The following is a 13604-nucleotide window of genomic DNA, read 5'->3' as shown; positions in this document are numbered from 1 at the left end:
TGGCTTACTCGGCCTCCGGGTAGCTCAGGCTTTGCAACTGCGTCGGGTCCGCTCCTTCGATGCGCCGCAACACGGCCCGGGCAAGTTCGCGCCCGGCATGCCGCACGTCTTCGTTGAACACGATGATTTCCGGGCGGAACCATTGCAGGAAATGCGTCGTCTGCTTCGACACCAGATCGATGTCCCGGCCGAGTTTCATGCCCGTTGCCTCGATACCCGCGACAACAGCAACGGTCAGGCCGCCGGTGCAGCAGATGATGCCATCCGGCGGATTGGGCTGGCGCATGAACATTTCCGTCCGGTTGCGCACATCGTCCAATGAAATGCTGCCGTTCCAATGGTCGAGCATAACGGGCACTGCCCCGCTTTCCTGCAGGCCCCGCCTGAAACCATCGTCGAGATGCCAGTAATAAGTATGGGCCGGGCCGGGCCCGGCAACCATGGCGATCCGGCGGCGGCCACGCTCAACCAGACTTTTCACTGCCGCATAGGCATAGGCTTCGTTGTCGAAATCGTGGAACGGATGCTCGATACCCATTCGCGTCCGCCCGTGCGTGGCGAAGGGAAAGTGATGATCCGTCAGATAACGCACGCGCGGATCCGACGGCTGGGTCTGGGACATGATGATCCCGTCAGCCGATCCGGTTTCAATGATGTAGCGGATGGGCTGCATCGGATCGTTCTCGGGCGAGTATGGCGTCACGATGAGATGGTATGGCGTTTCAGCCAGGACTTCGGAAATACCGTAGACGAGATTGGAGGTAAGCCCCATGATCTCGCTCTGCGCATTGAGCACCAGGCTGATCACATTCGTCTTGCCGGTCCGCAGGCGCACACCCGCGCGGTTGGGCCTGTAGCCGATCTGCTTGGCGATCAGCTGCACGCGGGTCTTGGTTGCCTGCCCGATTTCCGGCGCATCCTTGAGCGCGCGCGAAACGGTCGTCACCCCGAGCCCGGCCATGAACGCGATGGTTTTCAGCGTCGGCCTCTCGCCGTCCGCGAGAGCCGCCACTTTTTCCCCGTCATCAGGGTGATGCTGCTTGTCGTTCATGTCAATTCAACCGGTTAACCAAAACCCGCCTCCTGTATGGACCCGCGAAGAGCGATCTTCAAGATACCTTCTGCAACTTTCTGTATCGTTTCAGATTCCAGGAAAATTCAAGGAACATCCATGCCTATTAGATCAAGTGATTAGATTGATATCTCCCATATTTCTAGAAAACGTCGGAAATCCAGAGAGCATATATCTAACCAAGAGCAGCATAATGATTTGTTTTTATTGCATATATTTATCAGTCCTGTGGATTATGTCGATGATCGAAAAAAATCGGATGCGCCTGATTGCCTCATTCAAAGTTTTCAATTACCGTACCTGTAACGTTTCAGATTTGGGAGGATACGATGCGTTACCGGACATCCCTGGCCATTTTGGCTGCATCCACATTGTTATGGACGACCGGCATGGCCGGCGCCGTGGACCTTGAAGTCACCCATTGGTGGACTTCGGGCGGCGAAGCGGCTGCGGCCAGGGTCCTTGCGGAATCCTTTGACAAACAGGGCGGCGACAAATGGGTTGACGGCGCCATTGCCGGCAGCGGCTCGACGGCAACCCCGATCATCGTCAGCCGCATCCTGGGCGGCAACCCGATGGGCGCAACCCAGCTCAATACGGGCCGCGATGCGGAAGACCTGGTCAAGGCCGGAATGATGACCGACCTCTCGGAACTTGCAGCCAAGGAAGGCTGGGCCGATTTCATCCGCCCGGCAAAACTGCTCGATGCCTGCAAACATGACGGCAAGATTTATTGCGTGCCGGTCAACATCCATTCCTGGCAGTGGATGTGGATCAATCCCAACACCTTCAAGGATGCGGGCCTGCCCGCTCCGGCGAACTGGCAGGAATTTGTTGCGGCGGCGCCCAAGCTGAAGGAAAAGGGTATCATCCCGCTCGCCACCGGCGATGCCTGGCAGGTGACCGGCATTTTCAACGTCATGCTACCCTCGCTCGGCGGCAAGGACCTGTTCCTGAAGGTCTATCAGGACAAGAATGCCGAAGCCGCCGCCAGTCCCGAAATGAAGGCGGTGTGGGAAGCTTTCGCACAGGCCCGCAGCCTGGTCGATCCCGGCTATGTCGGCCGCTCCTGGAATGAGGCAACCACGCTCGTCATGACCGGCAAGGCCGGGGCACAGGTGATGGGCGACTGGGCGCAGGGAGAATTTGGTGTAGCCAAGAAAGTTGCCGGAACCGATTATGACTGCCTGCCCGGGCTGGGCGGCAACGCCATTCTCGATACGGGCGGCGATGCCTTCTACTTCCCCAAGAACCAGAACCCCGAGGTGACCAAGGCGCAGCTGAAGCTGGCGAGCCTGCTTCTTTCCAAGGAAACGCAGGTTGCCTTCAATCTGGCCAAAGGCTCGCTGCCGGTGCGCGGCGATGTCGATCTGGAAGCCGCCAATGCCTGCATGAAAAAAGGCATCGAGATTCTGAAAAAGCCGGAAAACATCCTGCCGTCGCTGAACCAGAACCTGACCGCGGACACCAAGGGGCAGATCGAGGATTTGACCAAGGAGTTCTTCGCCGACGCCCACATGTCCGTCGATGATGCGCAGGCGCGCTTCGTCGCTATCATCAAGCAAGCCCAGTAGAACCGACCTTCCTCCAGGCACCCCGCCGGTCGCGCAAGCGATTGGCGGCCGTGCGGAGAGCTGACGGAGAACGCCATGAGTTCCACCGCGCGTCCCAACACATTGTTCAAGAACCTGAACGCCAAGGTTGCGGCCCTGCCGATGATTGCAACCGTTCTGGTGGTCTTCATCGGCTGCACGCTGTGGACTGTCGTTTATTCCTTCACCGCGTCGCGGGCATTGCCGGAACTGACATTCGTCGGTTTCGACCAGTATACCCGCCTCTTCAACACGCCGCGCTGGAATATCTCCGCTGTCAACCTTGCGATCTTCGGCGTCTTCCTGCTGTTCTTTTCATCAGTCATCGGCTTCATTCTCGCGGCGCTGATGGACCAGAAAATCCGTTTCGAGAACACGTTCCGCACCATCTTTCTCTATCCCTATGCCCTCTCGTTCATTGTCACGGGGCTGGTCTGGCAATGGATACTCACGCCGACCTACGGCATCCAGAAGGTGGTACGGGATCTCGGCTTTGAAAACTTCACCTTCTCGATCCTGAACGACCAGCGTTATGCCATTTATGCCATCGTCATTGCCGGCCTCTGGCACGGTACCGGCCTTGTCATGGCGCTGATGCTGGCAGGCCTGCGCAACATCGACGAGGAAATCTGGAAGGCCGCGCGGGTTGACGGCATCCCGATCTGGAAAACCTATCTCTTCATCATCATTCCGATGATGCGCCCCGTCTTCATCACCACCATTGTCCTGATCGCCGCCGGTATTGTCCGTGTCTACGACCTCGTCGTCGCCCTGACCGATGGCGGCCCCGGCAATGCCAGCGAAGTACCGGCCAAATATGTCTACGAATTCATGTTCCGCCGCGCCAATCTCGGACAGGGCCTTGCCGCGTCCACCATCATGCTGACCACCGTTCTCATCGTCCTCATTCCCTGGGCTTTGATGGAATTCCGCGAGGGCAAACGCAAATGACCATGGCAAGCCAGACCGCCGCCGAACCGCGCGGCAAACGTCCCACGACGACCTTCGCGCCGTCGACAATCATGATCTATGGCGTCCTGCTGGTGGCCGCGATCTACTACCTGCTGCCGCTCTACGTGATGATCGTCACCTCGCTGAAGGGCATGCCGGAAATCCGTCTCGGCAATATCTTCTCGCCGCCCGTGGAAATCACCTTCCAGTCGTGGAGCACGGCCTGGGACAGCGCCTGTACCGGCCTCTACTGCGAGGGCCTGAAGGTCGGGTTCATGAACTCGGTGAAGATCACCATACCGAGCGTCGTCGCCTCGATCCTCATCGCATCGGTCAATGGCTATGCCCTGGCCAACTGGCGCTTCAAGGGTTCGGAGGTGTTTTTCAGCATCCTCCTGTTCGGCGCCTTCATTCCCTATCAGGTGATGCTTTACCCGCTCGTGATCATCACCCGCAATCTCGGCATCTTCGGAACGCTGACCGGCGTCATCGTGATCCATACCATCTTCGGCATGCCGATCCTGACCCTGCTGTTCCGCAACTACTTCGCTTCGCTGCCGGCGGAACTCTTCAAGGCGGCCCGCGTCGACGGGGCGGGTTTCTGGCGCATCTTTTTCCAGATCATGGTGCCGATGTCCGCGCCGATCTTCGTCGTCGCGATCATCCTGCAGGTCACCGGCATCTGGAATGACTTCCTCTTCGGTGTCGTCTTTGCCGGCACGAAAAACGTGCCGATGACGGTGCAACTCAACAACATCGTCAACTCGACGCAGGGCGTCAAGGAATACAACGTCAACATGGCAGCCACCATCCTCACCGGCCTGGTGCCGCTGCTCGTCTACTTCTTCTCAGGCAAATATTTCGTCAGGGGCATTGCCGCTGGCGCCGTCAAAGGATGATCGCGCATGCAGCCAATCTTTCTACAACAGTTTCACGGGAGCGGATCGGTATGACCCAGCAGAGCCCCAGCGTTTCGATCAAGGATCTTTCGCTCAACTACGGTTCGGTGAGCGTGCTCAAGGAGCTCAATATCGACGTGGCCGATGGCGAGTTTCTCGTGCTGCTCGGACCATCGGGCTGCGGAAAATCGACCTTGCTCAACTGCATCGCTGGATTGCTTGAGATCTCGGACGGGCAGATTTTCATCAAGGACAGGAACGTCACGTGGAAGGAGCCGAAAGATCGCGGCATCGGCATGGTGTTCCAGTCCTATGCGCTCTATCCGCAGATGACGGTCGAGAAAAACCTTTCCTTCGGCTTGCGGGTAGCGGGCCTGCCCAAGGCGGAGATCGACAAGCGGATCGCCAATGCGGCTGATATTCTGCAGATCGGGCCGCTTCTGCAACGCAAGCCCGGCGCGCTTTCCGGCGGCCAGCGCCAGCGCGTCGCCATCGGCCGCGCCTTGGTGCGCGACGTCGACGTATTCCTGTTCGACGAGCCCCTGTCCAATCTGGATGCCAAGCTGCGCTCGGAGCTGCGTGTCGAGATCAAGCGCCTGCACCAGAAGCTCGCCAATACCATGATTTACGTGACCCACGACCAGATCGAGGCCCTGACGCTGGCGGACCGTATCGCCGTCATGAAGGGCGGATTGATCCAGCAGCTGGACGAACCGCTCACCATCTACAACAAGCCGCGCAACCTGTTCGTCGCCAGTTTCATCGGTTCGCCGTCGATGAATTTCCTCAAGGGCGAGATTGCAGAGAAAGATGGCAAACCCGTCTTCCGCATCGCCGACCTCGATATCTCCCTGGAAAACTACGCGGCACAGGAATCCTTGCAGATCGGGCGGTCCGTCATTTTCGGCTTCCGTCCCGAGCACATCACACTCGGCGATCAGCCCGGCCCGGCAGGCCGCTCATGCAAAGCGATCGTCGATCTCGACGAGCCCATGGGCGCCGACAGCCTTGTCTGGCTGAAAGTCGCCGGCAAAGCCGTGTCGGTGCGCGTGGATTCCGGCCGCCGCTACCAGAACGGCGAAACCGTGCACCTCACCTTCGATCCAGCCCTCGCCTCGCTTTTTGACTCCCAGACTGAAGACCGCATCTGACAAACCTTATGGAGTACTGACCGTGACCGACTTTTCCTACCAGCTCTACAGTTCCCGCAACTTTCCCCCGCTCGATAGAATTCTTCCGATCCTGCAGAAGAATGGTTATGCGCAGGTGGAAGGCTATGGCGGGCTTTACGCGGATGCGGCGGCAACCCGGGCCGCGCTCGACGCCCATGGCCTCACCATGGCATCAGGCCATTTCAGCATCGACCTTCTGGAGAAAGAGCCGAACAAGGTGCTCGATATTGCCGGAACGCTGGGCATGAAAGCCATCTACTGCCCGCATCTGGCCGTCGAGCAACGCCCTTCAGATGCGTCCGGCTGGTCGGATTTCGGCAAGCGGCTCGAAGCGGCGCATGCCACCTACAGCAAGGCAGGGTATCTCTTTGGCTGGCACAACCATGATTTCGAGTTCAAGGCACTGCCTGACGGCTCGATCCCGCAGAAGCTTATCCTCGATGCTGCGCCGAGTATTTCCTGGGAGGCGGACATCGCCTGGATCATCCGCGGCGGCGCGGACCCGTTCCGGTGGATCGGGGATTACGGCTCCCGCATCAGCGCCGTTCACGTCAAGGACATCGCACCGGCTGGCGAAAACACCAATGAAGACGGCTGGGCGGATGTCGGTTACGGCACGGTCGACTGGAAAGCACTCTTTACAGCGCTGAAGGGCACACCGGCCCGGTATTTCGTCATGGAACACGACAACCCGTCGGATGACGAACGGTTTGCCCGCCGTTCCATCGCCACGGTCAAGGCATTCTGAAGAAAGACAGCATCATGGCAAAAACACTTGGTATTGGCATCATCGGTGCCGGCAATATCTCCGCCACCTATCTGAGGCTCGGGCCCCTGTTCAAGGGCATCGAAATCCGTGCCGTCGCTGACCTCAACAAGAAGGCGGCGGAAGCGCGCGCCAAGGAATTCGGCATCGAGGCACGCAGCATCGACAAGCTGCTTGCAAGCGATGACATCGACCTTATCGTCAACCTGACGGTGCCGGATGCGCACTTTGCCGTCTCGCACCAGATCCTGTCGGCCGGCAAGCATCTCTATTCGGAGAAGCCGCTGACCCTGTCGCTCAAGGATGGCCTTGAGTTGCAGAAACTCGCCAACAAGAAGGGGTTGAAAGCCGGCTGCGCGCCGGACACCTATCTGGGCGGCGCGCACCAGCTGGCGCGCAAAGCGGTGGATGACGGCCAGATCGGCACGATCACATCGGGAACCGCCCACGTCATGAGCCACGGCATGGAGCACTGGCATCCCAATCCGGACTTCTTCTTCCGTCCAGGCGGCGGCCCGATCCTTGACCTTGGCCCCTATTACGTTGCCAATCTGGTCAACCTGATCGGACCGGTGAAGCGGGTGGCCGCCCTGACATCGATGGCTACACCGACCCGCACCATCACCAGCGAACCGCGCCGGGGTCAAACCATCGAGGTGACGACACCGACCACCATTCAGGCCCTGCTTGAATTTGCCAGCGGCGCGTCCATCACCCTGTCGGCGAGCTGGGATGTCTGGGCGCATCATCATCCGAACATGGAGCTCTACGGCACGGATGGCTCGCTGTTCCTGCCCGATCCGAATTTCTTCGGCGGCGATGTCAAACTGGCCAAGCCGGGCAAGAAGGCGAAATCACTGAAAAGCTGGGCGCATCCTTTCGGCATTCCCAACCAGAAGCATTCCGTCGGCATGATGGCCAATTACCGCACGGCCGGACTTGCCGACATGGCGGCAGCGATTCTCGAGGGCCGCGATATCCGCTGCTCCATCGACCGGGCGCTGCACGGTGTCGATGTCATGGTTTCGATCCTGCGCTCCGGCGAAGAAAGGAAGTTCATCGACATCAAGACCAGCTGTACCCGCCCCGAAGCACTTGGGATCAAGGAAGCCAAATCCCTGCTGAGGAAGAAATAAGCCTCCCAAGGCTGTTCACCCCCTCTGCCCCGTGCGGCAGAGGGGCCTGGCCCGTGCTTTAATCGGCGCTTGGTGCTGGATCGAGCAATCGCGGCCCCGGTCCCTGCTCCGACAGCTCATCCCAGGGGTTGCGCAAGGGGCATTCCTGCATTGACAGGCAACCACACCCAATACAGCAGTTCAACTGATCGCGCAGGCCGATCAGTTTGTTGATCCGATCATCCAGATCCGCCTTCCAGCCTGCCGAGAGCCGCCGCCAGTCCGCGGGCGTCGGTGCTCGTCCCTGCGGCAGGGTCGACAGGGCTTCGGCAATCGATGCCAGTGGTATTCCCGTCCGTTGCGCCACCTTGATGATGGCAACACGCCGCAGAACCTCGCGCGAGTAGCGGCGCTGGTTGCCACGGTTGCGTTCGCTGTGGATAAGGCCCTTGCTCTCGTAGAAATGCAGCGTCGAAACCGCCACGCCGCTGCGTGCCGCCACTTCCCCCACCGTCAACTGCCTGTGCCGCTCACCCGGTTTGATTGTCATCCGCTCAACCCATACCTTAACATTACTTCAGGTTTATAGCGGCCTCCGCAAACTTTGTAAAACTTGCGTACAAGTCGCTTTCATACTGGACATCACATGCGGGAGAGGTTCCTCTAGCTGTTCCCAATATTGCCAGCAGGAGGAAAAGTATGCAGACCCGTTTCACAACGGTGGTTTCTTTCACCGTTTCCCTCGCCTTGAGCACGATCCCTCTCGGCATGGCCTTTGCGGCATCGCCTGAACCGGCAAAGGCCGAGCATGGCATGGTCGTGTCAGCCCAGCATCTGGCAACGGAAGTCGGCGTTGACGTTCTGAAAAATGGCGGCAATGCCGTGGACGCCGCGGTAGCGGTCGGTTATGCACTTGCCGTGCTTTATCCTACGGCAGGCAATATTGGCGGGGGCGGATTCATGACCGTCCGCCTCAAGGATGGCAAGACCACCTTCCTCGATTTTCGCGAGCGCGCTCCGCTGGCATCCACCAAAACCATGTATCTCGATGACAAGAGCAATATCGTCAAAGGTTTGAGCCTCGACGGGTATCTGGCGGTTGGCGTGCCGGGAACCGTTGCGGGATTTGAACTGGCGCGTGAGAAATACGGCACCAAAAAACGCGAGGAACTGCTGGGACCGGCGATCCGTCTTGCGCGGGATGGTTTCCAGTTGGTTCAGGGCGATATCAATTCGTTCAAAGCCGGCAATAAGAGGCTTGCCAAGGATCCGGCTGCTGCAGCAATTTTTCTGAAGCCCGATGGCAAGCCCTACGCGATTGGTGAAACACTCGTCCAGACCGATCTTGCCGCGACGCTGTCCGGCATTTCCGACAAGGGGCCTGATTCCTTCTACAAGGGCGCCACTGCCGACGCCATTGCGAAAGCCAGCCAGGACAAGGGCGGCATTCTGACCAAGCAGGATTTCGAGCAGTATTCGGTGCGCGAGCTGGAGCCGGTGAAGTGCAATTATCGCGGATATGACATCGTGTCGTCACCACCACCCAGCTCCGGCGGCGTCATCATCTGCGAAATCCTCAACGTGCTCGAAGGCTATCCGCTGTCCTATCTCGGCTACGGCTCCGCCGAAACCGTGCATGCCATGGTCGAGGCCATGCGCTACGCCTATATCGACCGCAACTCAGCGCTTGGTGATCCGGATTTCGTCAACAATCCAGTCTCAAAATTGCTCGACAAGGCCTATGCCAAGGAAATTCGCGAGAAGATCAGCCCGTTCAAGGCCGGTGTGTCGAAAGAGCTGATGCCGAAAGGCCTCGGCGAGAGCCATGAAACCACGCACTATTCCATCATCGACGATGAAGGCAATGCGGTTGCCGTCACCTATACGTTGAACGGCTCCTTCGGCGCGGGTGTCGTTGCGCCTGGAACCGGCGTGCTTCTCAACAATGAAATGGACGACTTCACCTCCAAGCCCGGCGTTCCCAATCTGTATGGGCTGGTACAGGGCGAAGCCAACGCCATCGCGCCGAAGAAGACGCCGCTCTCCTCGATGAGCCCGACGATCATTTCCAAGGACGGCAAGCCGTTCATGGTGATCGGCAGCCCCGGCGGTTCGCGCATCATCACCATCACGCTGGAAGCGATCCTCAACGTCATCGATCATGGCATGAACATCCAGGAAGCCATTGACGCGCCGCGCGTCCATCATCAGTGGCTGCCGGACAAGGTCTACATGGAGCCCTATGCCCTCTCGGCAGATACGCGCAAGGTGTTGAGCGATATGGGCCACACTGTCCAGATCGACAAGGATTGGTCGATCTGGGGCCAGGCCGCAGGCATCCTCGTCGGCGGCGCGAGCCTTTCCGATATCGAAAAGGGTGACGGCGCGCGTTATAACGGCGCCATCGACAGCCGCGCCAGCTCAGGCGAAGCAAAGGGCTACTGAAACCCCAGGGGCTGGCAACGATGTTGCCAGCCCCTGCTGTCAGATGCTGAAATCGACCATGCGGCCACGCAGCTGCCGAATAGTTGCGGCATCTGCATTGGCAAAGGCAAAGCGCAGGAACTGCGTGTGTCCGGCGCCGAAATATTCACCGGGAATGGCCAGTATGCCCGCCTGTCTGGCCAATTGCTCGGCCACTTCGACCGAGGTCTTGTCCGGGAAGGGGTGGCGGACAAACGCGAAGTAGGCACCGACGGCTTCGAGCTTCCAGCCGCCAAGACCGGACATGGTCTCACGCAGGGCCTGGGCGCGGGTCTCGATTTCCAGCCGGTTGGCGGCGCGCCAGTCGCTCAATGCGGGAAGCGCATGCGCTACGGCAATCTGCGGTGCGCGCGGCGCGCAGATCTGCAGATTGTCCATGATCTTGGCAATTTCCGTGACAACGGTTTCACCCGCTGTTACCGCCCCCAGCCGGTGTCCCGGAATGCAGAAGGATTTGGAAAAGCTGTAGAGCTGGATGAGGTTGTCTTCCCAGCCGCTTTCATTGAAAAGACCATGCGGTGCGCCAGCGCCATCGGCGAGAAAGTCGCGGTAGGTTTCATCCAGAATGAGCCAGATGCCATGCTTGCTGCAAACCTCGAAAATTGCGCGGAGCCGGTCGGGCGAATACACCGCGCCGGTCGGATTGTTCGGGGTGACCAGCGCCAGGGCACGCACGCCCGGCACCAGCGCTTTTTCCACCGCCTCCACTGTCGGCACGAAACCGTCTGCCGCACCGCAGGCGACAAACCCCGTCTTGATACCGAGCATCGACAGCGTGGTTTCATGGTTGAAATAAAAGGGATCGGTGACAAGCACCGTTTCACCCGCGGCGGCCACGACCATGGCGGCGCAGATGAAGGCCTGGTTGCAGCCTGATGTAATGTGGATGTTCCGGCCGCTGATTCCAGCGCCATAAAGCACCGACACATGCGCGGCATAGGCATCGCGCAGAACCGTTTCGCCCTCGATCGGCCCGTAATTGGCATAGGCGACAGAAGACGCCGCCTCGCCCAGCCAGCGCAGCATGTCCGGATGCGGCGGATAGCCGGGAACCGCCTGCGACAGATCGATCAAGGGGCCATGTCCGCCGGCATAGGCCCGGCCCCAGGCCTGCACGGCCGGAATAGGCGGGGGAGACAGGCGGGTGACGAGCGGGTTCAGCACAGCAGCAGTCATGGATGATCGTCCTATCGGGTATCGGCCTTGGCACGCCGTTTCTGCGTGCGGTCAGGCCTTTTGGCTCGTGTTGTGGGAATGGATGGCGGCGCCGCCACACGCTCGGGCGCACTGATCTTGCCATTGCGCCGTCGGATGATCCGGCGGGCCGAGGTCTGCGGTTCCGTGATGGTATCGGTTTCCAGCGACGCGAAGAACCAGTCGATGAAAACCTTGACGATGGGCGCATTGCGCACCTCGTTGCGGCAGGCGACATGGAATGCGTCATTGGCGGGCACAGTCAGGTCGAAAGGAACGATGAGTTCACCCTTGGCGATCAGGTTGCTTGCCGTGATCGTATCGCCAAGCGAAACGCCCTGCCCGTAAAGCGCAGCCTCCGTCGAGAGCCGCGCATCGCTCATGAAATGCTGGGCACCGCGCGCAAGATCCGTGGCATCGGCTGCTGCCAGCCAGGTGTTCCATTCGCGCCCGTCATCGCCATGCAGGAGCACATGGTTGCGCAGGTCGCGGACCGAGCGCAGGGGGCGGCTGTTGAGCAGCGTCGGGCTGGCCACCGGAAAGAGCTTCAGCGTACTCCACAAACGCGACCAGCAGTCCGACCATTTGCCATCGCCATAGAGCACGCAGACATCCACATCCGGCGACTGGAGATGATGCGCCTCATTGGTGGCAATCAGTGTCAGCCGGATATCGGGATATTGTTCGGTGAACTGGTTCATGCGGGGAATGAGCCAGAGCGACAGAAGTGCCGGCACGCAGGTCACCGTCAATTCGCCTTTGGTCGTAGGGCGCTTCATCAGGGCCGTCGCCGTCGCAATATCCTCGAATGCCTTGGAAATGGTCGGCAGCAGCAGCGCGCCCTGCGCCGTCAGTTTCAGCCGCTGCGCACCGCGCTCGAACAGTTGCACATCGAGCGTTGTTTCCAATGCCTTGATCTGGTGGCTGATGGCACCGTGGGTCACGTTGAGTTCGCGGGCAGCGGCGGTCACGGAACCGTGCCGCGCCGTCGCTTCGAAGGCGCGCAGGGGATTCAATGGAGGCAACCGGCCAAGCGTCATGAGAGACTCCAATAGACATCAAATTCGGATTTGTCATGTGAGATTTTCTCACACTAATCCCTACAACAATGTCAATTGCTTTTCCATCGCCTTTGCATCGATAATGTGGCCAACGAAGGCGAAAAGCCCAGGGGAACTGACAGAAGCGGATCACATCGGACAACCCTAGCAAGGGCAATCCCTCCCGCGTTTCCCCCGAGCTTTCAGAGAACGGGATAGTGTCATGACATCATGGGATGAGAAGAAGCTGAGCGATCTTCGGGCCAAATATGGCGAAAGCCATGGCGGCGAGCTGTTTGATCCAACCTTCCGCAAGGTTGCGGACAAGATTTTCTCCAAGAGCGGCACGCGGCTTGCACCCTATGCGGGCATTCCGACGTTCCTCACCGCGCCCTATATGCCGGTCGATGCAGCGACACCGGATTTCGGCAATCTGCAGGTGGCCATTGTCGGCGTCCCGATGGACCTTGGCGTGACCAACCGTCCCGGCTCGCGCTTCGGTCCGCGCGCCGTGCGCACCATCGAACGCATCGGACCCTATAATCATGTGCTCGGCTGCGCGCCCGTTTTTGACCTGCGCGTTGCCGATATCGGCGACGTTCCCTTTGCCAGCCGCTACCGGCTGGAACAGAGCCATGACGATATCGAGCGCCGGTTCAACCAGATCGTCGACGCCGGCGTGGTGCCGCTTGCCGTCGGCGGCGATCATTCGATCAGCCATCCGATTCTCAAGGCCGTCGGCAAGAAGCGTCCGGTCGGCATGATCCACATCGATGCCCACTGCGATACGGGCGGCGCCTTCGACCAGACGAAGTTCCATCATGGCGGGCCATTCCGCAATGCGGTACTCGACGGGGTGCTCGATCCGACCCGCACGGTCCAGATCGGCATTCGCGGCTCGGCGGAATATCTGTGGGAATTCTCGTACGAATCCGGCATGACCGTCATCCATGCGGAAGAGGTAACCGGCCTTGGCATGCCCGCCATCATCGAGAAGGCCCGCAAGATCGTCGGCGACGGTCCGACCTATCTGTCGTTCGACATCGACAGCGTCGATCCGAGCTTTGCGCCGGGCACCGGTACGCCCGAGGTGGGCGGCCTGACCACCCGCGAAGTGCTCGAACTGATCCGCGGCCTCAAGGGCATCAACTTGGTGGGCGGCGACGTGGTGGAAGTGGCACCGCAATATGACGCGACCACCAACACCGCCCATGCGGGCGCACAGGTGCTGTTCGAAATCCTGAGCCTGATGGTGTTCAGCCCGTTCGTTGCAGGAAATCGCGGCTGACACGCATCAACAGACCAACAAACGGTGCGGC

Annotated in this window: 12 protein-coding genes; 8 read left to right on the top strand and 4 right to left on the bottom strand. The window is 59.7% G+C overall.

All coding sequences use genetic code 11. The features are described from left to right. Positions 1-4 precede the first annotated feature (4 nt). A complete protein-coding gene (locus RDL77_RS06470; RefSeq protein ID WP_223614869.1) occupies positions 5-1051 on the bottom strand; it encodes a LacI family transcriptional regulator in 1047 nt (348 codons plus the stop codon). Between the two features lie 350 nt (positions 1052-1401). Here RDL77_RS06470 and RDL77_RS06465 point away from each other — a divergent pair, with 350 nt between their 5' ends. From RDL77_RS06465 to RDL77_RS06440, 6 genes are all read left to right on the top strand, one after another. After that, positions 1402-2646: an ABC transporter substrate-binding protein gene (locus RDL77_RS06465; protein WP_288192227.1), complete on the top strand. Its 1245-nt coding sequence runs from the start codon at positions 1402-1404 to the stop codon at positions 2644-2646. A gap of 75 nt (positions 2647-2721) precedes the next feature. Then, positions 2722-3615, top strand: coding sequence for a carbohydrate ABC transporter permease (locus RDL77_RS06460; protein ID WP_223614867.1), 894 nt, complete (start codon positions 2722-2724; stop codon positions 3613-3615). Between the two features lie 2 nt (positions 3616-3617). Next, positions 3618-4514 carry a carbohydrate ABC transporter permease gene (locus tag RDL77_RS06455; protein WP_374042677.1) on the top strand — a complete coding sequence of 299 codons (897 nt, stop codon included), beginning with the start codon at positions 3618-3620 and terminating at the stop codon, positions 4512-4514. 50 nt (positions 4515-4564) lie between these two features. Next, positions 4565-5665, top strand: a complete 1101-nt coding sequence (locus tag RDL77_RS06450) for an ABC transporter ATP-binding protein (RefSeq protein WP_288192225.1) — start codon at positions 4565-4567, stop codon at positions 5663-5665. A 22-nt stretch (positions 5666-5687) separates the two neighbouring features. Then, entirely contained in the window at positions 5688-6434 is a 747-nt protein-coding gene (locus RDL77_RS06445) for a sugar phosphate isomerase/epimerase (protein WP_288192224.1), read from the top strand. A 14-nt stretch (positions 6435-6448) separates the two neighbouring features. Further along, positions 6449-7588 carry a Gfo/Idh/MocA family protein gene (locus tag RDL77_RS06440; protein WP_288192223.1) on the top strand — a complete coding sequence of 380 codons (1140 nt, stop codon included), beginning with the start codon at positions 6449-6451 and terminating at the stop codon, positions 7586-7588. A gap of 58 nt (positions 7589-7646) precedes the next feature. Here the strand turns inward: RDL77_RS06440 and soxR are convergent, their stop codons facing one another. Next, positions 7647-8117, bottom strand: a complete 471-nt coding sequence (gene soxR / locus RDL77_RS06435; protein WP_223614862.1) for a redox-sensitive transcriptional activator SoxR — start codon at positions 8115-8117, stop codon at positions 7647-7649. 218 nt (positions 8118-8335) lie between these two features. Here soxR and ggt point away from each other — a divergent pair, with 218 nt between their 5' ends. Further along, positions 8336-10012: a gamma-glutamyltransferase gene (gene ggt, locus RDL77_RS06430; protein WP_374042676.1), complete on the top strand. Its 1677-nt coding sequence runs from the start codon at positions 8336-8338 to the stop codon at positions 10010-10012. Between the two features lie 39 nt (positions 10013-10051). On the opposite strand, the gene RDL77_RS06425 is transcribed toward ggt, so the two are convergent. Both RDL77_RS06425 and RDL77_RS06420 read right to left on the bottom strand, forming a co-directional pair. Continuing rightward, positions 10052-11227, bottom strand: a complete 1176-nt coding sequence (locus RDL77_RS06425; protein ID WP_288192222.1) for an aminotransferase — start codon at positions 11225-11227, stop codon at positions 10052-10054. Between the two features lie 11 nt (positions 11228-11238). Next, positions 11239-12285, bottom strand: a complete 1047-nt coding sequence (locus RDL77_RS06420) for a LysR substrate-binding domain-containing protein (protein WP_288192221.1) — start codon at positions 12283-12285, stop codon at positions 11239-11241. 223 nt (positions 12286-12508) lie between these two features. Here RDL77_RS06420 and speB point away from each other — a divergent pair, with 223 nt between their 5' ends. Then, entirely contained in the window at positions 12509-13573 is a 1065-nt protein-coding gene (gene speB, locus RDL77_RS06415; RefSeq protein WP_288192220.1) for an agmatinase, read from the top strand. Positions 13574-13604: the final 31 nt, after the last annotated feature.

It is taken from the genome of uncultured Phyllobacterium sp. (genome assembly GCF_902479695.1).
GTDB lineage: Bacteria > Pseudomonadota > Alphaproteobacteria > Rhizobiales > Rhizobiaceae > Phyllobacterium > Phyllobacterium calauticae.
Note: the sequence above shows the minus strand (reverse complement) of the source record. Positions and strands in the feature narration are given on the sequence as shown.